The organism is Streptococcus criceti HS-6 (genome assembly GCF_000187975.2).
Classification (GTDB): Bacteria; Bacillota; Bacilli; order Lactobacillales; family Streptococcaceae; genus Streptococcus; species Streptococcus criceti.
The window spans coordinates 127,008-147,589 of the sequence record NZ_AEUV02000002.1 but is presented as its reverse complement, the minus strand read 5'-3'; the positions used below and the strand labels follow the sequence as shown (position 1 = coordinate 147,589).

General features: G+C 40.5%; 25 protein-coding genes and 1 pseudogene. 24 read left to right on the top strand and 2 right to left on the bottom strand.

Annotation, left to right across the window (positions count from 1 at the left end; translation table 11 throughout):
• Window positions 1-35 precede the first annotated feature (35 nt).
• The 6 genes from STRCR_RS00755 to STRCR_RS00730 all read left to right on the top strand — a co-directional run bounded on the left by STRCR_RS00755 (window position 36) and on the right by STRCR_RS00730 (window position 5,042).
• Window positions 36-353, top strand: a complete 318-nt coding sequence (locus tag STRCR_RS00755; RefSeq protein WP_004230081.1) for a PTS cellobiose transporter subunit IIB — start codon at window positions 36-38, stop codon at window positions 351-353.
• Window positions 354-376: 23 nt separating this feature from the next.
• A complete protein-coding gene (locus STRCR_RS00750) occupies window positions 377-2,362 on the top strand; it encodes a BglG family transcription antiterminator (RefSeq protein ID WP_004225931.1) in 1,986 nt (661 codons plus the stop codon).
• Between the two features lie 4 nt (window positions 2,363-2,366).
• Window positions 2,367-2,687, top strand: a complete 321-nt coding sequence (locus STRCR_RS00745) for a PTS cellobiose transporter subunit IIA (protein ID WP_004226597.1) — start codon at window positions 2,367-2,369, stop codon at window positions 2,685-2,687.
• 17 nt (window positions 2,688-2,704) lie between these two features.
• Window positions 2,705-3,217 carry a hypothetical protein gene (locus STRCR_RS00740; RefSeq protein WP_004228740.1) on the top strand — a complete coding sequence of 171 codons (513 nt, stop codon included), beginning with the start codon at window positions 2,705-2,707 and terminating at the stop codon, window positions 3,215-3,217.
• Between the two features lie 20 nt (window positions 3,218-3,237).
• On the top strand, window positions 3,238-4,584 hold the full coding sequence (gene celB, locus STRCR_RS00735) for a PTS cellobiose transporter subunit IIC (RefSeq protein ID WP_004227765.1): 1,347 nt from the start codon (window positions 3,238-3,240) through the stop codon (window positions 4,582-4,584).
• A 113-nt stretch (window positions 4,585-4,697) separates the two neighbouring features.
• Complete coding sequence (locus tag STRCR_RS00730; RefSeq protein ID WP_004229179.1) at window positions 4,698-5,042, top strand: DUF6568 family protein; 345 nt, start codon at window positions 4,698-4,700, stop codon at window positions 5,040-5,042.
• A 115-nt stretch (window positions 5,043-5,157) separates the two neighbouring features.
• Here STRCR_RS00730 and gshAB read toward each other — a convergent pair whose 3' ends face one another.
• Window positions 5,158-7,413: a bifunctional glutamate--cysteine ligase GshA/glutathione synthetase GshB gene (gene gshAB, locus STRCR_RS00725; RefSeq protein ID WP_004225492.1), complete on the bottom strand. Its 2,256-nt coding sequence runs from the start codon at window positions 7,411-7,413 to the stop codon at window positions 5,158-5,160.
• 224 nt (window positions 7,414-7,637) lie between these two features.
• Window positions 7,638-8,591: an IS30 family transposase gene (locus STRCR_RS00720; protein ID WP_004225294.1), complete on the bottom strand. Its 954-nt coding sequence runs from the start codon at window positions 8,589-8,591 to the stop codon at window positions 7,638-7,640.
• Window positions 8,592-8,856: 265 nt separating this feature from the next.
• On the opposite strand from STRCR_RS00720, the gene STRCR_RS00715 reads away from it, so the two are divergent.
• From STRCR_RS00715 to STRCR_RS00640, 18 genes and pseudogenes are all read left to right on the top strand, one after another.
• Window positions 8,857-10,149 carry an adenylosuccinate synthase gene (locus tag STRCR_RS00715; protein ID WP_004228346.1) on the top strand — a complete coding sequence of 431 codons (1,293 nt, stop codon included), beginning with the start codon at window positions 8,857-8,859 and terminating at the stop codon, window positions 10,147-10,149.
• A gap of 158 nt (window positions 10,150-10,307) precedes the next feature.
• Window positions 10,308-10,589 carry a TIGR04197 family type VII secretion effector gene (locus STRCR_RS00710; protein WP_004229719.1) on the top strand — a complete coding sequence of 94 codons (282 nt, stop codon included), beginning with the start codon at window positions 10,308-10,310 and terminating at the stop codon, window positions 10,587-10,589.
• A gap of 458 nt (window positions 10,590-11,047) precedes the next feature.
• On the top strand, window positions 11,048-11,656 hold the full coding sequence (locus STRCR_RS00705) for a hypothetical protein (RefSeq protein ID WP_040804284.1): 609 nt from the start codon (window positions 11,048-11,050) through the stop codon (window positions 11,654-11,656).
• The gene (locus STRCR_RS11275; RefSeq protein ID WP_004227496.1) at window positions 11,653-13,437 is read left to right on the top strand and encodes a DUF3114 domain-containing protein; all 1,785 of its coding nucleotides are present in this window, start codon (window positions 11,653-11,655) and stop codon (window positions 13,435-13,437) included. The genes STRCR_RS00705 and STRCR_RS11275 overlap by 4 nt, the downstream gene beginning before the upstream one ends.
• Window positions 13,434-14,036 carry a hypothetical protein gene (locus tag STRCR_RS00695; protein ID WP_004226098.1) on the top strand — a complete coding sequence of 201 codons (603 nt, stop codon included), beginning with the start codon at window positions 13,434-13,436 and terminating at the stop codon, window positions 14,034-14,036. Before STRCR_RS11275 ends, STRCR_RS00695 begins: the two co-directional genes overlap by 4 nt.
• On the top strand, window positions 14,033-14,722 hold the full coding sequence (locus STRCR_RS00690; RefSeq protein WP_004225510.1) for a DUF3114 domain-containing protein: 690 nt from the start codon (window positions 14,033-14,035) through the stop codon (window positions 14,720-14,722). Before STRCR_RS00695 ends, STRCR_RS00690 begins: the two co-directional genes overlap by 4 nt.
• A 43-nt stretch (window positions 14,723-14,765) precedes the next feature.
• A complete protein-coding gene (locus STRCR_RS00685; protein WP_004228590.1) occupies window positions 14,766-15,344 on the top strand; it encodes a hypothetical protein in 579 nt (192 codons plus the stop codon).
• 20 nt (window positions 15,345-15,364) lie between these two features.
• Window positions 15,365-15,562 carry a DUF3114 domain-containing protein gene (locus STRCR_RS12395; RefSeq protein WP_081478735.1) on the top strand — a complete coding sequence of 66 codons (198 nt, stop codon included), beginning with the start codon at window positions 15,365-15,367 and terminating at the stop codon, window positions 15,560-15,562.
• Window positions 15,538-16,044, top strand: a pseudogene (locus STRCR_RS00680) (DUF3114 domain-containing protein); the annotation flags it as partial. The gene STRCR_RS12395 and the pseudogene STRCR_RS00680, both read left to right, overlap by 25 nt.
• A 48-nt stretch (window positions 16,045-16,092) precedes the next feature.
• Window positions 16,093-16,716 carry a hypothetical protein gene (locus STRCR_RS00675; RefSeq protein ID WP_003048816.1) on the top strand — a complete coding sequence of 208 codons (624 nt, stop codon included), beginning with the start codon at window positions 16,093-16,095 and terminating at the stop codon, window positions 16,714-16,716.
• Window positions 16,717-16,746: 30 nt separating this feature from the next.
• A complete protein-coding gene (locus tag STRCR_RS12475; RefSeq protein ID WP_081478765.1) occupies window positions 16,747-17,082 on the top strand; it encodes a DUF3114 domain-containing protein in 336 nt (111 codons plus the stop codon).
• 5 nt (window positions 17,083-17,087) lie between these two features.
• Window positions 17,088-17,693 carry a hypothetical protein gene (locus STRCR_RS00670; RefSeq protein ID WP_004229156.1) on the top strand — a complete coding sequence of 202 codons (606 nt, stop codon included), beginning with the start codon at window positions 17,088-17,090 and terminating at the stop codon, window positions 17,691-17,693.
• Between the two features lie 30 nt (window positions 17,694-17,723).
• Window positions 17,724-17,927 (top strand): hypothetical protein, encoded by a 204-nt coding sequence (locus STRCR_RS00665; protein WP_004228907.1) that lies wholly within the window; start codon window positions 17,724-17,726, stop codon window positions 17,925-17,927.
• Between the two features lie 5 nt (window positions 17,928-17,932).
• Complete coding sequence (locus tag STRCR_RS00660) at window positions 17,933-18,547, top strand: hypothetical protein (RefSeq protein WP_004229296.1); 615 nt, start codon at window positions 17,933-17,935, stop codon at window positions 18,545-18,547.
• Window positions 18,537-18,815: a DUF3114 domain-containing protein gene (locus STRCR_RS00655; protein WP_004229913.1), complete on the top strand. Its 279-nt coding sequence runs from the start codon at window positions 18,537-18,539 to the stop codon at window positions 18,813-18,815. Before STRCR_RS00660 ends, STRCR_RS00655 begins: the two co-directional genes overlap by 11 nt.
• Window positions 18,816-18,890: 75 nt before the next feature.
• Entirely contained in the window at window positions 18,891-19,505 is a 615-nt protein-coding gene (locus tag STRCR_RS00650; protein WP_004227856.1) for a PAS domain-containing protein, read from the top strand.
• Window positions 19,477-19,902 (top strand): DUF3114 domain-containing protein, encoded by a 426-nt coding sequence (locus tag STRCR_RS00645; protein WP_004228985.1) that lies wholly within the window; start codon window positions 19,477-19,479, stop codon window positions 19,900-19,902. Before STRCR_RS00650 ends, STRCR_RS00645 begins: the two co-directional genes overlap by 29 nt.
• Window positions 19,899-20,504: a hypothetical protein gene (locus STRCR_RS00640; RefSeq protein ID WP_004225642.1), complete on the top strand. Its 606-nt coding sequence runs from the start codon at window positions 19,899-19,901 to the stop codon at window positions 20,502-20,504. Before STRCR_RS00645 ends, STRCR_RS00640 begins: the two co-directional genes overlap by 4 nt.
• Window positions 20,505-20,582: the final 78 nt, after the last annotated feature.

Genomic DNA, 20,582 nt, shown 5'->3' with positions numbered 1-20,582 from the left:
AAGGCAGAAATAAACTAATAAAGGAGTTTAATATTATGGCAAAACAAGCATTGATTATCTGCGCAGGCGGTATGTCTTCTTCGATGATTGCTAAAAAAACAATGACTATGCTGCAAGAGCAGGGAGAAGATATTGAAATGGATGCGGTAGGCGTACCAGAAGGTCAAAAACGTATTGAAGCAGACAAATATGATCTTTATCTAGTCAGTCCGCAGACAAAAATGAACTTCAAACAGCTGGCTGATGCTGCTGCTAAAAAGAATAAACCTATCGTTCAAATTCCGCCGCAAGCCTATATTCCTATTCCGATGGGAATTGAAAAGATGGCTGCCTTGGTCAAGGAAAATATCTAAATCTGATGAGGGGAGAGCGTCTTATGCTGAATAAACGTGAAAGACAGATTCTCCAGATTCTTATTAAAAATAAGGATCATTATATGACCAGTCAGGAATTGGCTGATCAATTAGCCTGTTCAGATAGGACAGTTAGAACCTATTGCAAATCCTTAGTGGATAAATTATCACCCTATCCCAAATTAGAGTTGACCTCAAAGCAAGGACATGGTTACAAACTTATCATTTCCGATGATGATCAGTATTCTGCCTTCTTGGAAGAAAATCATCTGAATCTAGCTCAGCTCCCCTATAAGGAAATTTCTGATATTAACGATCGTTATAATTATTTGCTTAACAAGCTTCTCTTCGAGCAAAATGAGATTTATTTTGATGATTTAGCGGATGAACTCTATGTCAGCCGTTCAACGCTGTCAAGTGACTTTAAGAAAATTCGTGAAAAGTTTATTCCCTACCATCTAGGAATTGAAAGTAAGCCTAATAAAGGGGTTTATATTACCGGCAGTGAGCGTGATAAGAGACGCTTTATTATGGATTACTTTATCAGTTCGGGTTTTGTCAATACCATGCATACCTATGTTGATAATGATCTTTTCAGCCAGAAAATCAGCTTTGAAGAACTCACCATTATTGTCTTAGATGAGTGCCGTGAGGGGAAATTAAAACTCTCCGATTACGTTATTCAAAATTTAGTCATTCATATTGCTTTGGCTATTCGGCGGATTACGGAAGGATTCAAGATTAGTAAGCTCAGCGAGGCAGTTGACATAGCCGATTGGTATGAACGCAAGATTGCTCAGCGTATCCTTGACAGAATTAGTTCAGTGACAGGTATTGATTTTCCTAGTGAAGAAGTCGACTATATTACCTTGCATCTAGTGACTAAAAAACAAGCCACTGCTAATCACCTCGTGCAGGAGCAAGAAGATCGTCTCCGTCAGGAATTGCTGGCAGCCATTGAAACCTTAAATCCAGCAGTCAAGAATGATTTTCAGCTGATTGAAGGCTTGTTATCCCACCTCTCAACCATGCTGATACGTTTGGAAAATGAGGTGATTTTAGATAATCCGCTGACGGATGAGATTGAGAAAAAATCTCCAGATATGTATCAACTGGCTGAAAAGACCCTGTCACTCATGCCGACCTTCAGCCAGTTTTCTGTGTCAAAAGATGAGCTGGCCTATATCGCTCTTCATTTTATGGCAGCTAAAGAGCGCTATAAGGAACATAAAAAATATAATATCCTCGTTATCTGTGCGACGGGTTATGGCAGTGCCCAAATGCTCAAAAGCCGTATTGAAAATGAATTGGGGAATATCGTTCGTGTCGTTGATGTGATCGGCTATTATGAAATCAGCGATGAAAAGCTAAAAGATATTGATTTTATCATTTCATCTATTGATTTATCAACCTTGATTTTTAATATCCCCGTATTTACAGTATCGGTATTTTTAGATGATGAGGAAATTAATCATATCAGGCAAGAAATAGCCAGTTTGTACACCAAAAGTCGCCTAGCCCACTATGCTAATAATGAGAGATTTTCACTAGGGCAGGTTTTTGATGAGTTTTTTACAAAAGAGACCTTCTTTATTTTTGACAAGGGTGATAAAGATGAGGTGCTTGCCCAGCTGATCCACAGTATGGCGGATTGTGAAGGAAAACATTTTGAAAGCCGTATGCAGGAGATGATTAAGCAAAGAGAACTGATGAGTTCTGTCGTCTTCAGTGACAGCATTGCTGTTCCCCATCCGCTTAAGGCAGTGGGAACGAAACACCGAGTAGCCGTAGCAATCATCCATCAGGGCTTAAAATGGAACGACGATTATCCAATGATTAAGTTGATTTTTCTAACTTCCATGTCAATTTATGAAAATGACGGTCTGCCCGTTATTGCCAGCAGTATCGTTGACTTAGTAGACAGGCCTGAATTACAGACTAAAATCCTAGCTTGCCAAACTTTTGAAGCGTTTAAAGAGCTGTTTTTACAATTAGAAGAAAGGAAATAACGATATGAATACAGAAGAGCTACAGGTTGCCGCATTTGAAATTATCCTCAATTCGGGGAATGCCCGTGCTATCGTTCATGAAGCCTTCGACGCCATGCGACAGGGTGACTATGATTTGGCGGAAACAAAGCTCGACCAAGCTAATGAAGAATTTCTGAAGGCTCATCAATCACAGACAGAACTTTTACAAGAATATGCAGGCGGGACTGAAATCAAGGTAGAAATTATCATGGTCCATGCCCAAGATCACCTAATGACAACCATGACCCTACGGGAAGTGGCGCTTGAAATGCTTGAGTTGTATAAAAAGCTTGATAAAAAGTAAAGACTAGAGGAGAAGATATGGCAGAAAAGCAGAAAAACAAGCGGATACCTGACCCACAGCTAAAGAAGGAAATGGCGTGGAAGAATAATTTATTTGCTCGCTATATCTTATTGCGGTATTCTTTGGCCCTTTTCTTCTTTTCCAATCTTTACTGGGCTATGATTCTAGTTTATCATTCTAGCCCAGTCATCGTTGTACCGCTCTTAGCTATCATCTTGATTGTTTTGGGGAGTGCTGAGCAATTAAGATTATATGGTAAAAAAGAAGCTATCCTGACTTGGACTAAGCGTGCCTTCCAATTTCAGACAATCACCAATTTTCTAGCTTTGGCACTGATTTTTATTCCAAATCAATTTTCAACCGTTTTTCCAATCTTTTCAGATAACCTGACAGGTAAAATTTTTGTCATAATCTTGCAGGGGCTTGGACTAGCGGTTGTCCTCCTCAATTTGAGGAAGGTTGGTCGGATTGAAAGAAAGACTGACCGCTTTTACCTTCGCTTCCAACAAACATTTGGGAAATCCATTTAATTTTTTGAAAGGAGTTCATTATGGATGAACAAAAAGGATTCTTCGGTTTATTAGATAAATATCTGATGGGCCCTATGAGTTATATTGCTCAGTTTAAAGTAGTGCGTGCTATCACGGCAGCGGGTATGGCGGCAGTGCCTTTCACCATCGTTGGATCAGCCTTCTTGGTATTGAGTATCTTGCCTCAGGCATTTTCATTCTGGCCAGTCGTAGCTGATGTGTTTGCAGCTTCCTTTGATAAAGTTACGCCACTTTATATGGTAGCTAACTACGCCACTATGGGATCTCTGTCTCTTTATTTTGTCCTAGCTATGGCTTACGAATTGACAAAAATTTATGCCGATGAAGAAGAATTGAATCTCAATCCTCTCAATGGTGCTCTCTTGGCTCTCTTTGCCTTTATCATGACAGTCCCTCAAATCGTCTTTAAGGGTGGTGTGATGAATGCTGTCGTCAGCTTAAAAAAAGATTCCGTTATTGCAGATGGTTGGGCTATGGCTAATGGTGTTACCCGCTTTGGTACAAGCGGTATCTTCACGGGTATCATTATGGCCGTTGTCACCGTTCTCCTTTATCGCATGTGTGTGAAGAATAACTGGGTTATTAAAATGCCAGAATCCGTTCCTGAAGGGGTAGCCCGTGGTTTTACTGCCCTTATTCCAGGATTTGTTGTTGCTTTCACCGTTATCGTCATTAACGGTATCCTAATTATATTTGGTACAGATATTTTCCAAGTAATTGGAATCCCATTTAGCTTTGTTACGAAACTGACTGATACTTGGTTAGGTCTCGTTGTTATTTATTTCCTGATGCAATGTCTTTGGATTGTGGGTATCCACGGTGCAAACATTATTACTGCCTTCATCAATCCGATTATCTTAGCTAACATGGCAGCCAATGCTAAAGGAGCACATTATATTGTTGCAGGTGAATTTTCAAATATGTTCGTTATCGCTGGTGGTTCCGGTGCAACCTTAGGATTAGTTATCTGGTGTGCCTTCCGGGCAAAATCAGCACAGATTAGTGCTATCGGTAAAGCAGCTATTGTCCCTGGTATCTTCAATATCAATGAACCCCTGATTTTTGGTTTGCCAATCATCTATAATCCAGCTCTAGCTATTCCATTCATGTTGGCACCGATTGCTTCCATGTCTGTATACTATTTGTCAATGAAATTAAACTTTATACATGCAGTCATTGCCCAAGTACCATGGCCAACGCCAATTGGTATTGGTGCCTTTCTTGGTACAACAGACCTTAAAGCTATTCCTGTAGCTTTCGTCTGTGCCATTGTAGCCTTCTTGGTTTATTGGCCATTTATCCGCCGTTATGACCAAAAACTTTTGAAAGAAGAGCAAGGTGCTTGATTTAGAACTCTTTTATAAGCCTGCAAACTTGCGGGCTTTTTTCATAGCCAAAATTTGCATGGCTCCTAGTTTTGTTTTATGATAGGGACAAAAGAATAAAGTGAGGGAATCTTATGTCTAGTTTTGATCAAGCTGTATCGCTTATGGAACCTATTTCTGCGGCAGAAGCCCGCAATCGTATTGCTGCTCAAGAGAAGTTTATCCTTTTTATCGGCCGTCCGACCTGCCCATTTTGCCGGCGTTTTGCGCCTAAGCTGGGTCAGGCAGTGCAAGAGACAGGTGCTGAAGTTTACTACTTGCACAGTGAGGATATGTCACAAATCGATGATATTCAGGCCCTTCGCAATCGCCACGGCGTAGCCACAGTACCCGGACTTTTGGTCTCTCAAAATGGTTCTGTAAAAGTCGTTTGTGATTCATCATTAACACCAGAAGATATCAAAGATTTTATGGGTTAAAGCAAAGCTATAAAAGGGTGCCTACATTCCGTCCCTTTCTATAAGTATCATAAAAATTCCTAACAGTTCATCAAACTGCTAGGAATTTTTTGTTTATGATATTAGCGTCGCGGTCTTATAGTTCTGGAAAAAGTTTTTCAATAACTCGAGTTGAAACAATCTGTCCGGGCCCTTGAGCACAGTAGGTGTGCATATACATGAGAGGGTTGAAGTTGAGCTCGATACAGGTAGCGTTGGCAGCCTCTTTGGAATAGGGCTCTCGATAATCAGGGATGATGAGATCCACACCGCAGACCCAGGCGTCCATAGCTTCTGCCATTTGAGCAGCTAATTCTAGGTAACTGGGATGCATCTGCTCGGTCATGTCAATCGAATCTCCGCCAGTTGAAATGTTGGAATTCTCTCTCAGATTAATGCGGCTATCCTTGTCTGGGATACTGTCAAGCGTGTAACCTTGCTGTTCTAACATGAGCCGTTCAATCTCTCCCAGCTCAATTTTTTCTAAGGGTGAACGGTGGCCAGTGCCGCGCAGAGGATTGCTGTTTTTCTTGTCAACCAGCTTTTTGATGGTAGAGTGTCCATCGCCAATGATATTGGCTGGCTGCCGTAAAAGAACAGCCAATGTCTCCCCTTCTAAAACAAAGAAGCGATACTCAGTTCCAGCAACATAGTCCTCAACCAAAATGCTGTCGTCTTCCGCAAAAGCCAGCTTCACAGCCTTGGTATAATCATCTTGACTGACATTGTCTTTAAAAATAGAGATACCCAGCCCAAAATTTGTACTCTTAGGTTTGATGACGATCCCCTTCGTATGACTGAAACGGGCAAAATCATCAAGAGCCTCCTCTAAGCAATGGAATTCGGCCCCCTCTGGAACTGGAAAGCCAGCCTGTCGCAGAATTTTTTTAGTGACGGTTTTATTTTCCATGGCCAAGGGAACAATATAGCTATCCTTAGAGGTCATATTCCCATTTTTGACATATTCGGTATGATCGCCAAGGGTCAATTTGAGGAATTGATCACTTTCGTCCAAGATTTCCAGCTGAATCCCCTTTTGAATGACATCAAACATGATAAGCTGGGTTGATAGTTCCATCGTCTCAAAACCCTTGAGAGCATAAGGCGCCTGCCAAGCTAGATTGCTGAAAGTCTGTCCTTGTTTGCGGCCAAATTCTTCTAAAGAGGCCCCTTTGATTTCCTTAGCTAGTCTGCCGCCAATAGTCAAACGAGGATCCGCCAATTGGGTTTCCAGCTGGTCGACCAGCTGGCTATAATAAGGAGGTAGGCTAAAGTGTTCAATAACGGCTCGCATGGCCTGCAGCAGGTCCTCGATAGGGGCCTGATTAGGCAGGGGCTCCAAAGGATTTGCCTTGGCAATGTGTTCATTTAGCTTTTCAGCAGCAGCCAGTTCCTTATCAACAGCTTCGGGACCATCCAACCAGAGCAGGGCTAGGACCAGAAGGTGAACGGTGTCCAATGTTTCTTGAGCAATTCCCTGCTGGTCAAAGGGATCAATGTCAAAGCAGCGAAATTCTAAATAAGTAATCCCTCGTTCCAAAAAGTCTCGGCTGCGTTTTGATCCGCGCAGGCGAACCGGCGAGTAAAATTCTTTTTCTGCAATCAGCCGCCCATCAGCCACACAGGCCTCGATGTCTGCCACATACTGTTTTAGGCTGCTGTAGGAAATTTTGACAGATTCATGGTTAACATAACCCAGTGAACTGTTGCGAATAGAGCGAACAGGGCTATCCCAATCGTGGTCAAAGAAGCCTTTTTCCGCAATCGGACTTGCTCCATAAAGATAGGTCAGGAACCAGCGGTACTTGATAAAGTTTTGGGCCAGCTTGAGATAAAGATCATTTTTAAAGGCAACCAAATCCTGATAATTACTTTGCTGGAAAAGCTGGTTCAATAAATCCGTTCCCAGCCCAAAATTATAATGAATACCTGAGATAGTCTGCAATCTTTTACCGTAGACTTTAGCGAGATGCTCCCGATATTCCCGTTCAAAAGCATCCTCTAAGTGAGCAATAACGATCTCGTCTTCGCTAACCTGCGGTGGCATAGATAGAGGCCAGAGATAGTCTTCTTTAGCGATGGAACGGCCAGCGACATCTGTGATAGCCCGCAAAAAGCGGCGTGCTTCCTTGGTCGATTGGCTGATTGGTGTAATCAGTTCAATCTGAGGCTCGCTGTAGTCGGTCTGAATATAGGGATGAAAATTGCGTGAGCCCAGCCGATCAGGGTGGGATCTTTGGGACAGGTGGTTGCTTTGGCGGTCAATCCTCAGACTTTCATGTTCCAGTCCAAAAGTCCCTTGGAGAATGGGAAGGCTGGTGGAGCTATTTTGTAGGATTTGGTCGACAGTCATAAAATCTCCTCTTCTAGCAGTTCTTATATCCTATTAAATGAAATAATCAGTCTATCCCCACTATACAACGAAATACCTTGGCATTCAAACGTTGGCTATAGATTAGTCATAGTTTTTTCTTATGGCAGGAGAAATGGTTTCATCAGGAAGAAAAAACTAGAAAGTTCGGTTTTTACTTACAAAATGATATTATAAAAAGTTTTTCACTAAATTTCAAGTTCAAGTTAGCCAGTCTGTAAAAACTCTTTAGGAGATTTATAATTGAATAGTTTCTTTGGATAGTTGTTAATCCAGTTTTCAATAAATGCGACTTGTTGTTGAGTCGCATTTTTGCTTCCCTTAGGCAACCAGCGCCGGATGAGTCTATTATGATTCTCATTAGTTCCACGCTCCCAAGAAGAATAGGGGTGGGCATAGTAGATATGAGCAGGGTCAAAAACTTCTGCTAAACGACTGAATTCAGCCCCGTTATCAGCTGTGATAGAGTTAATTTGATAATCCCTGAGGATTGCTTTCAGAGCTTGATTGACTGAAGACGTGGACTTATCGGGAATGAGTCGAATGATTTGATAACGACTCTTTCTATCCGTTAGAGTCAACAGGCACTCGTTTTTTGCCCGAGTTTGAATAACCGTATCAATTTCAAAATCACCAACATTCTCACGCTTGTTAATGCTTTCTGGTCGTTCCTCGATAGACTTTCCAGCTGGCTTAAAGTTGGGACTGGCATGCTTTTTCTTAGTTTTCTCCTTGCGAGGATAAAGCATGTCAGCTTTAGTCAATCCTAAGTGTCCATGATGAATCCAGTAGTAAATAGTGGAGATGGGAACAGGTAATCCTTTTGCCTTTACTATCATCTCAGGAGAATATTTCTGTTTGATGTAGTGAGTTATCTTTTCTTTGAGTCCCTTGGTCAGGGAGACTTGTTTAACAGAACGTTTACGATTGTTTTGATAGGCTTTTTGGGCGAAGTCAGCTGAGTAGATCACCTCAAATTTTCCTTTACGCACTTGTTGTCTAACCTGACCACGTTTGACTTCGTTGTGAATGGTTTGAGGAGCTTTAGCCAATCTCCTAGCGATTTCACGATTTGAGAGCCCTTCTTGAAGCCAACGTTCAATTATTCTACGTTCAGTTAGTGTCAAATGTTTACTTTTTGGTGTATAATAGTTTTGCATCTCAGAGTCTTTCTAATTGTTATTGTGGTGATTACAATTATATCTCTCTGAGATGTTTTTTGATACTCTTAGGTGGCTAACTTCATTTTAGAACTTTCCATAAAAAGTTTTTCCTTCACTTTTAGCCAATTTCATTGACCAAATCTTGAAAAAAAGTCAGAAATTTCCTATAATAAGATGTTGTAGAAAGCTGATAGGTGAAAGTCCTATCGTCTATTTTCCAGAAAGGTGAGAGGGTCTTATTCAGCCCCTCCAAAGTATTTATATGACATCAGTAGTAGTCGTCAGAACCCAGTGGGGAGACGAAGGTAAGGGAAAAATTACAGATTTTTTGAGTCAGGATGCAGAGGTCATCGCCCGCTATCAGGGGGGTGATAACGCTGGTCACACTATTGTGATTGATGGCAAGAAGTTCAAGCTTCACTTGATTCCATCAGGAATCTTCTTCCCAGAAAAACTGGCAGTTATTGGCAATGGTGTTGTGATCAATCCTAAGTCTTTGGTGAAAGAGTTAGATTATCTTCATGCAGAAGGTGTCAGCACTGATAACTTACGCATTTCGGATCGGGCCCATGTTATTCTCCCTTATCATATTAAATTGGACCAGCTGCAGGAGGCCGCTAAGGGAGATAATAAAATCGGAACAACCAACAAGGGTATCGGCCCTGCTTATATGGACAAAGCGGCCCGTGTCGGGATTCGTATTGCCGATCTTTTAGACAAAGACATTTTTGCAGAACGTTTAAAAGTTAATTTAGCTGAAAAAAATCGGCTCTTTGAAAAGATGTATGAATGTTCTCCCCTTCAATTTGAGGATATTTTCCAAGAATACTATGACTATGGTCAAATCATTAAGGACTATGTCACAGATACTTCTGTCATATTGAATGATGCCCTTGACAGCGGCAAACGCGTTCTTTTCGAAGGAGCACAAGGAGTTATGCTGGATATCGACCAAGGAACCTATCCTTTTGTCACCTCATCCAATCCCGTTGCCGGAGGAGTGACCATCGGTTCTGGTGTCGGACCAAGCAAGATTAACAAGGTTGTCGGAGTCTGCAAGGCTTATACCAGTCGTGTCGGAGATGGTCCTTTCCCGACAGAATTAAATGATGAAACGGGTGATCGTATTCGGGAGATTGGCCATGAATATGGGACAACAACAGGTCGCCCGCGCCGGGTTGGCTGGTTTGACTCCGTTGTCATGCGCCATAGCCGCCGGGTTTCAGGGATTACCAATCTTTCGCTGAATTCTATTGATGTTTTATCGGGCTTAGATACGGTGAAAATCTGTGTCGCTTACGATTTAGACGGTGAACGCATTGACCACTACCCAGCTAGCTTGGAACAGCTCAAACGCTGTCAGCCAATCTATGAAGAATTGCCGGGGTGGTCAGAAGACATTACTGGTTGCCGCAGTCTCGATGAACTGCCGGAAGCTGCTCGCAACTACGTTCGCCGTGTCGGTGAATTGGTCGGTGTCCGCATTTCGACTTTCTCAGTCGGACCGGACCGCGACCAAACCAACATTTTAGATAGTGTGTGGGCGAATATTTAATGTGGCTTAATAAAATGTAGGTTCTTAATAGAATCTGCATTTTTTAATATCCTATTTTCTCTTAAATCAAATCTTCCAAATTCCTTAAATCTCTTGACAGATAGAAAGATGTCGGTAAAATAAAACTATAATATTTTTTTAAGGAAGGAAAACAAGCGATGTCTACGATTCAAAGTCACATGGCCGCTGTCAACAGCCATACCAGCGCTCTTCACAGTGTTGAAGGGAACTTAAGCGGTATCAATGAAGCCGGAACCGATGATCAAACCACCGTTTCTGGCAACGCTAAAGCCCATGAAGCCATTTCAGAAGCAGCAGCGACTGTTAAGGAGCTCAGCACCAACCTATCTGCTCTCTCTGACAGTTTTAAAAGTATTGCGGCAGGCTTTGAGAGTGCCGATCAATCCGCTACTCAGAGTCTCCATGCCCAAATATTATGAGGTAATGCCCTATGTTTCAGTTTTTGAAACAACTCTTCCGACGTTCAGCTGTCACCCCTAATGGCCCGTACCCAGTTTTTCACCAACCCCAACAGATGAAACCAGCTCCACAATCTGTTCAAGGACTGGGCCAGACTGGTTAGCCGCTTTCAAGCTCTGCCCAGCCTTCTCAGTATTGGACCGCTCAATCTGCCTTTGCTTCCCCAGTGTCTCAACCGGCCAATCGGTCAGTTGAGCTGACCGTCGGCCAGCCAGTAGAGAGTTATCCGATAAATAGCGGAAATGGTTCTCCGGTATCGGCTGTAGGTACCATCCCGATTCAGTCGGCCTCGCCAGTCCAAGCTGTCTCTATACCATCAAATCCTCAGCTTGTTCCGTCACCAACATCGGTTGTCTCATCCGTTTCGTCATCATCATCTAAATTGGATCAAGCACCAGTCCTGTCGAAGCCTTCCTCAGTGTCTAAGCAACCCTCAGCTTCATCCAAGCCCAATCCGGCTAAGCCGCCGTTTTTAAACGTTCCTGATGAGGAAGATGATGGGGTTCGGATGCCGACCCCTGAGGAAGCCAGACGCTGGAATGAGTGGATGGCCCAGCGTTTAAAGGAGGACAAGGAAAGATTTCAGGCTCACTATGCCAAAGCCACCTCTTCCCAAAAGACTGGTGCTCAGTCAGCAGACCAATTAACTGCTGCTCAAAAAGCTTATGCCAAAGCCCAGACCAAGGAAGAAAAGCGTCAGGCCAGCACCGACCGCTTGGAAGAACTCCGACAAGAAAAGATCGCACTTGAGACCAAAGAAAGTGATTTGGGCGCGAAAAAAATATATGTTGAATCTCAGGAAGAGTGGTTTGACAGTTATAAACGCAAGGTTTCCGCGCTTTTGACCTTGTCCTATGATTTTGAGGAGTTTTCAGATAGCTGGACCAAACACAACAGAAAACTATCGATGGCTTTAGAAACCGACCGTGAGACCCTGTTCAAAGACCGTTCTCAAATACTTGGACGCTTGGACGACATAGACAGGGAACGCCGTCGGATTAACATCACAGGGGAGGTCTCATCATGAGTATTGATATGTATTTAGAATTGTCTCTGGCACAGGCAGACAGTGTGGCTGCGATGGTTGACCAAGCCTTATCAGCTTTGGATCAGCTGGACAGTGCCATCAACCGCCTTTTAGAGAGCGGATCGGAATTAAAGGGAATGAGTTACGATTCCTTGCGTGACCATGTGGAAACCGTTATTGTTCCTCACAAGGATGGTGCCCGCCGTTATCTGGAAGAGGTTAAAGAAGCGGTCCGGCGCTTTCCGGAAGCCTATCAGGAAGAGGTGGGACCTGAGAGTCTGCGCCAGTCCGATTTAGAAGCTCAGCTAGAACAATGCAACGCCGTGATCAGTGATGGTCAGGCCCTCTTAGCCGAAATGCAGGCCCACCCTGTCGGGGATCACGCCCAAGAGCGGATCGGTGATATGCAGGCAAGTCTTGATATAGCCAAGCAGGCCAAGGCCAAGATTCAGGATAAGCTGGATCGGCTGCTGGCTTTTGATGCCAGCTCGCCCAGAATCTTTGAGGGCTTAGACGAACTGGCTGCTTCCTTGAAAGCGATGAGCCAGTTCACACAGGCTGCTTGGAATCCGCAGACGAAAACATTTGCCAGCGTTGATTTCAGAGGGATGGATCTGATGAACAGCAGCCAAATCCAAGAACTAACAAGGGATGTCCTCTTTGTGTTAAGGTATGATGTCCACCGCCCAGAAGGAATGTCGGATGCCGAATTTAAAGAGTATGTCAGCACCCTTCGGACCCAAGTCCAGAGTTTGGAATCAGACGGCTGGACCAAGAAGGCCATCAAGGACGGCTATATTGACACGGTTAATGTGGCTTATGATCCTAATAAGGAGATGAGCATTGCCACTCAGCTGGGCGAGTACTTCAATAATGCCCACACTTTTGGTTCAGGTATCTTCCAGAAGATGTGGGGGATTGATTATCAGACCGCCAAGAACCATAAAGACTCGGCGGCAGCTGAGAAGCTTCTGGGGATTGCCATGAAGTATACGGGCATGCCTCAAGAGCTTGATGGCAGTGCCGAGCAGACGCAGGCTATCTTGGACAAGATGTCCGACAGCCTAGCGCCAGACGATGACTTTTGGGATGACTTTGCGGGGACAGTGCAGGTGGCTTATCCGGATAAAAAAGGTGCTAACGCCTTAGGCGATAAAGGCGGCAATGAGGCACTGAAACAGAAGGTTCATCAGTTCCGCTATGTCATCTCAGCCCAACAAGCGCAATGGGTACGGGATTGGGCAAGGGAAAGGTATGGCAATGATATCAGTGATGAACAGGCTCTAGCTGCCTACCTGAATGACGGTCATAAATCCAATTACGATTTCGATGATACCGCCCGCCTGCATAACAAAGTAACAGACAATGGTGTTTATCCTGGGGGAAAGAAGCAGGTCAATTATAAAATCTTGTCTAAAGATTTCCACACAGAGTTTATCATCAGTGAAGACGGTAGTTTTGTCAATGAAATTGACCCTGAAAAAGATGCTTCAGAGAACCAAAACGGTGTGGTCAACGGAGCCAGCTTTAATTATGCGAATGATGGAGATGAAGAAGGTCACAATCATTGGGATGTTGAGACACCAAGTAAATATGACCCAGAATTTAGGACGGATATTATTGATAATGGTGGTGATAAATTTAGATCACCAGACATGGAAGATTATAAGGATTCTAAAAACGAAATTTTTGGATTTAAAAAGGGCAATGATAATCAGTCAACGTATGATAGAGAGCAGGCGCAAAAAGATAACTTTAAAGAGAAGGTAGGTGAAGAATGAAAAAATATATTGTTATTTGTATGGTACTCTGTACCTTCTTATTAGCTGCCTGTCAGGCAAAAAGTCCAAAAAATTCTTCTAAGCCTAAACAATCAGAAACTGTGCGCTTAGAAAAAGCTAAGACATTAGAAGTTGGTATCACTTATAAACTTGGAGATGATTTTAATGATTTGAATACTTTTTACGTGAAATTGACTGACGACAAGCATTATGTTTATATGATTGACCACAGTCATTATACTCAAGATGAATTAGATGAAATAAATGCTGATGAGGATTCTGTTGACTATTATCCCGTCATCCACTTTACGGAAGGGGAATATACTAGAGAGGGTGAAAATATCACTCTAACTCCAAAAAAGAGAGTTATCACTGAATTTAAAGATCCCCAGCATGTTAAAGACAAGATTATCGCATCCAAAAGATTAAGTGATAAAGATAAGGCTGGTAGGACACTAACAATTGTCAAAGAGGATGGCGGCTACGTCGAAAATAATCAAGGTAATTCCCTCTCTCTTTATAAAATAGCTAAAAAACTCCCAAATTCAATTGATGATTTTTTAGCTCAGTACGACTATCAGCCAGAAGAGTTAGAGTGATTTTAAAGGCTCATCAGTTCCGCTACGTCATTTCACAGCAGCAGGTGCAGTATATCCGAGATTGGGCTATTAAGGAATATGGTGCCGATCAAGCTAAGCGCATGACTGATAGGGATAAACTGGTCGCCTATGTGGCTGATTCGGATGTCAAAGTTTCCTCCGCTGATGAATCTTCTCGATTGCATAATAAAGCTAAATATAATAAAGATACTCACGAGATGGAATACGCAGATGGTAACTCTGATCAGATGAATTATAAGGTCTTACTAGGTTCAGGCGGTCATTCCGAGTTTATCGTTGATGAAAATGGGAACTTTCTAAATGAGATTGATTCCCATAAGGAGATCGAGGATAATACAAATGGTATTGTTAACGGAGCAAGTTTCAACTATGCGAATGCAAATGATGGTACTCATATCCAGATGGATGTTCATACTGCGAAGTATTTAGACACAAGTTTTAGAGATATAGCGGGTAAATATAAATCTCCTAACAATCTTAACAGTAATATTCAAGACGGTTGGGAAGATTTTTGGGGATCTGTACAAGGTAAAGGTGGTAATGGAGAAGATTGGAATAGCAGCTATTGGAATAGTAGAGGTGCTTACAGTAAAGATGGTATAAGTGCCCATGATAGAGTGGAAAAGGAACGAGAAAACTTTAGAAAAATGATTAAAAATTATTAAGATAATGAGTATTGTACTAAGTTTTAAAGCTACAGGAGATTGTATGAAAAAATATTTACTGCTAATATGCTGCCTCTGCTTTCTATTTTTAGCGTCTTGTTCTAAAATAATGAGTAACACTACGGACTCGCTAAAAGATAAAAAAGGAATCACTCATTTTGAGATAGGACAGACCTACCATCAAGATAATGGGTTGTATTTTAAGCTTGTGGATGAGGGTACTTATATCATGTATGATGACGAGGCCTCTATTTATAAAACAGAAGAAGATTTAAAAAACGAGGCCGACAAGGAAGAAGCCAGACAGTATCCAAGTTTATATTTCTATCAGGGACATTACAAAAAAGAAGGGACAGACCTTATCTTAGAGGATAAAACTGAAATTGACTTATTGTTTGCAAGTGTGGCTAACTATAAAAAAGGGATTTACTTCAGAGTTGATTATACAAAGTCTACTGGCACCGTCAGGGTAAAATACAGTAGTCAAGGATTATATTTTGTAAGACCAAGACCTATAAAAAATTATTATCATAAATCTAATAAGAAAATCCCAAATTCCAAGGATGACTTTGTTTCGCAATATACCTATGATCCATTAACGAGAAACGATTATCCTAGATGATTTAGTAAAAACTCTTTAAAATTATCACTTATAAGGTTCACCAGTTCCGCTATGTGATTTCTGCCCAACAGGCTCAATGGGTACGAGATAATTATAAGAAGGACGGCATGACAGACGAGGAAGCTTTAGCTGCTTACCTCTCTACTTTGAAGGAAGGAGACGATTCTGGTGAATATAGCTTGATGAGTCCTCACGCTTGCATAATAAAGGAAAGCTAGTTGATTCTGATGGAGATGGAGAACCTGATTCTGTGTCTTATCCTGGAGGTTCTACTGCTAATTATAAAGTAACTATTGGTTTCCGCTCAGAATTTATTATAGACAGTGAAGGAAATTTTCTAAATGAAATAGATTCTGAAGGTACTACTGAAAATGGTATTGTTAATGGAGCAAGTTTTAATTATGCCAATGAGAATGATAATATACATAAGCAACTTGATGTAGACTCAGTTAAGCCTTATGATCCAGAATATCACAGTAAGGTTGCCAAACAATATATTTCTCCTAATAATATAGGTGGTGATATCTTGAGTAGAGCAAAAGATGCTTGGGAAGATTATTGGGAAAATGGCAATGGTGAAAATTGGGATGACAGCTATTGGAATGATAGTGGGTACTATTCAAAAAATGGTGCTAGCGCTCATGATAGAGTTGAAGAAGCTAGAGATGAACTTAGAGACATGATAAAAAATCAATCCTAGATAAGCATCGACACTTAAGGCAAATATCAAATTAGTTAGGAGATATTTATGAAAAGAGAAAAATCCCAGAAACTTTTATTATATCTCGTAGGAGCAGTCAGTTTATTATCACTAATAATTTTAGTATGGAAAATAAATTCTGACAGTAGGGAGACTGCTCCTAATGGAAAGGGTCATAACGTCGCATTGAATCAAACCTACCAATACCATGTTGATAGTAACGGTGTACGTAATAGTCAAATTAAACTTCTTAAGAATCATAGGTATGTTATTTATATTGAGAAATATACGTATTTATCTGATAAGAAGCTGAAAGAGAAAGAGCGCTTAGAAGAACAAGCGATTTATCCTGAATTGACCTTTACTCAAGGGAACTATAAAAAAACAGGCAATTATATCTCCTTGGAACCTCAGCACTCTACTATAATCAGATTTTATGATATTTCAGTATTTCATCAAAAAAAATATTTTGAAAAAGAAAATAAAAAACTTATGTTAAATTCAGGGGGAAAAATTATTTCTTCTTGGAAAGGCCTTTACTACCAGACAAAGGGAATTAACAATAAAATGAACAAGATTAAATTGAAAAAAAGCTCAAAAGTTATTCCAAGTTCAGAAGAAGATTTTTTAGAGCAGTATACTTACGATCCTTCAACAAAAGACGATAGGTAATTTTGTGTCAGAACTAGTACGGAAAATCGGATCGAAAATGATGTTATCAATGGTTCCAGCTTTAACTATGCGGATTTCCAACAGGATAAAGCCGATGAAGATGACGGCACTGCTAAACAGAAAGGCTATGTCTCATCCCATGATAGATTAGACGTCAATACGCCTAAACAGTGGGATCCTGAGTTTAGAGAAGATCAATCAGAAGGCTACATCTCTCCCAACAAAGATAAAAAGGGTGATGATGGCTGGAATGACAGCTTTAAGAATCCAAAGGGTAGCTATGCCAAAGATGGTAAGAGTGCCAAAGAGCGAACTGACGAGGCAGCTAAAGCATTCAATGAGATGGTTGATGGTTATGAGGAGTGACTGCTATGAAAAAGAAATTGGCAATAAGTATTTTATTAGTAGCAATTCTGTTAGGAGCTATCAGTATGACTGCCTTAGTGATGCGAAATAACAAGCAGTCCTTGCATTCAGTCTCCCATAGCTCCTCTTCTCATAAACAAGAAAGTTACGAAAAAACAATTGAGTTGGATCAGGTTTATAAAGAAGAAAATGATGATGCTATTTACTATGACATCTTTAAATCAGATGGAACTTATATTTCTATTCAAGATCGAGCTAGCATTTATAAATCAGAAACTGATCTGGATAAAGCAGGAAATGAAGAGGAGGCACGAATTTTTCCAAATATTTATTATAATATAGGAACATATAAATTTAATGGAGATAATATTGAATATAAAATAGAGCAATCAACTGAAATTTATTTTAATGATGTTAAAACTTACAAGAGAGGTAAATATTACACGATAAAGCACGAACATTATAACCAAAGAGTAATTTGGAAAAAAGGTAAAAAGGGCTACTATATTAATGGAGCTCTTCTAAAGTTTCAAAAATCAAATTATGTTATTCCTAACTCAGAAGAGGAATTTCTAACCCAATATACTTATGATCCGAGCACAAGAAAGTAAAATTGCCCCTTTCCTAGCCATTAATCTCTTATGAAAATGTGGGATCCTAAGTTTAGAGAAGAACAATCAGAAGGCTACATCTCTCCCAACAAGGATAAAAAGGGTGATGATGGCTGGAATGACAGCTTTAAGAATCCAAAGGGTAGCTATGCTAAAGACGGTAAGAGTGCCAAAGAGCGAACTGACGAGGCAGCTGAAGCCTTCAATGAGATGGTTGATGGTTATGAGGAGTGATTGCTATGAAAAAGAAACTGACTGTAAGTATTTTAATAGTAACGATTTTGTTAGGAGCTATCAGTATGACTGCCTTAGTGATGCGAAATAGCAAGCAGTCCTCGCATTCAGTCTCCCATAGCTCCTCTTCTCATAAACAAGAAAGTTACAAAAAAACCATTGAATTGGACCAAGTTTATGAATACACCATACATGAAATTAATTGTTATTTCATTTTAAAATCTGATGGTAGTTACATCTATATAGAGGATAAAGCTGGTATTTATGAAAACGAAGCAGACTTGGGGGAAAAAGAAAATGAAGAAGAATCTGTAATTTATCCAAGCGTAAATTACACTATAGGCACTTATACATCCAATGGGAAGAACTATACTACGACCTTAAAAAATTCAACTATATTGTATTTTAAAAACGTTATTAATTTTAAAAGTGGCAGATATTTTGAAAAGGAGTCAAAAAAATTGGATATCCAAAATAGCCTAAAAATTTCTAGTAAGGGATATATAGATCAAAATAGTGATTTGATAAAGCTTCGTAAATCCAACTATTTCATTCCTGATTCGGAAAAACAGTTTTTAGATCAGTATACTTACGATCCTTCAACGAAAGATGATAGATAATTTTATATCAAAATTAGATACTGAAAATGATGTGATCAATGGTTCCAGCTTTAACTATGCGGATTTTCAGCAAGATAAAGCTGATGAAGATGACGGCACTGCTAAACAGAAAGGCTATGTCTCATCCCATGATAGATTAGACGTCAATACGCCTAAACAGTGGGATCCTGAGTTTAGAAGAGAACAATCAGAAGATTATGCTTCTCCTAATAAAGCAAATGAAGGAAAAAAAGGGTGGAAAAGAAGCTTTAAAAATCCAAAAGGGTAGCTATGCTAAAGATCGAACTGACGAGGCAGCTAAAGCATTCAATGAGATGGTAGATGGTTATGAGGAGTGACTGCAATGAAAAAGAAATTGGCAATAAGTATTTTATTAGTAGCAATTTTGTTAGGAGCTATCAGTATGACTGCCTTAGTGATGCGAAATAACAAGCAGTCCTCGCATTCAGCCCCTCCCAGCTCTTCCTCTCATAAACAGGAAAGTTATGAAAAAACAATTGAGTTGGATCAGGTTTATAAAGAAAGTGATACTTACGCTACTTACTATAGAGTATTAAAATCTGATGGAACCTACATTGTGGTTCAAGATCGTGCTAATATCTATAGGACTCAAGCAGATCTAGATAAGGCAGGAAATGAAGAGGAAATGGCAGTAACTCCTAGTATTCATTATCGTACAGGAACATATAAAATTAATGGAAATGATATAAAATATACATCAAATAGCTCAACTGCTATTTATTTTAGTACAGTTGCTAATGTCAAAGATGGGAAATATTATTCGATAGAACAACAAAATCATAACAGTAACACTGTGTGGACAAAAAAGAAAAATGGATACAATACTAAAGAGAATGTCGTATTAAAATTATATAAATCTGATTATTCTATTCCGAATACTGAGGAAGATTTTTTAGAACAGTATACTTATGATCCTTCAACAAAAGACGATAGGTAATTTTATATCAAAATTAGATACTGAAAATCGTACTGACAATGATGTCATCAATGGTTCCAGCTTTAACTATGCGGATTCAGGAAATGATGCTCAGCACAATCGCTTAGACCGAGATTCCGTCACGAGTTGGGATCCTGAGTTTCGTAAAAATATGTCTGATGATTACGAGAAGCCGAACCTATCAGACGATCCAGATGAAACCTACAAATCTGGTGAGAAAGCTAAGGAACATGATGAACGGGCCGATAAACATGACCAGTGCAATGGTACCTCTAAATACGCAGATAGCTGGGCGAATGAAGATGGCCGTTTTGCCCAAGATGGCAAAAGCGTCAAAGAAGCCACTCAGGGTGCTGGCAAGGCCTTTGAGGAAGATGTTAAGGAGGCCAAGTCATGAAAAAGATAGTTCCTTTAGTCAGTTTCATAGCTTGCCTCGTATTAGTGGTAGGATGTCAGTCAAAAGATAGTAAAAAGCCTAGTTCTAGCCAGCATCAGTCAAAAGAAAACTCCTCAAAGGGAGTCACCTCTTTTGAAGTTGGTCAGACCTATATCTGTGATGACGGTGTCTATTTTAAAATAGTTGATGAGGATACCTATGTTTTATTTGATGATGCAGCTTCCCAATATAAGACAGAGCAAGATTTAAGGGATGCTAGTCGTGATAGCGAGCAGTCTATTCATCCTCTCTTATATTTTTATGATTGCCACTATACGAAAAAAGGAGACAATTATATTGGAAGTGGTAGCACTGAAACCATGATGGTTTTCTCAACTGTAGCTAATTTTAAGGACGGTAAATATTATCGAACTTCTGATGAAGTTAGAAATTATAAGGATCCTGTCCGCATTAAGCTGGGGGAAAATGGCTATTATTTGGCGAGTGGCTCTAAACCTTATGATCATTATTATAAATCGAATAAAAAAATCCCAAGTACCAAGGAAGAATTTTTGAAGCAGTATACCTATGCGCCTGAGACTGAGGATGATGGCAGGTATTAAGGAATTGGGATAACATCGATTTTAGAAATGGTAGATTACGAGACCTTTGAAGGATATCTCAGAGCTGTAAGTTAAACT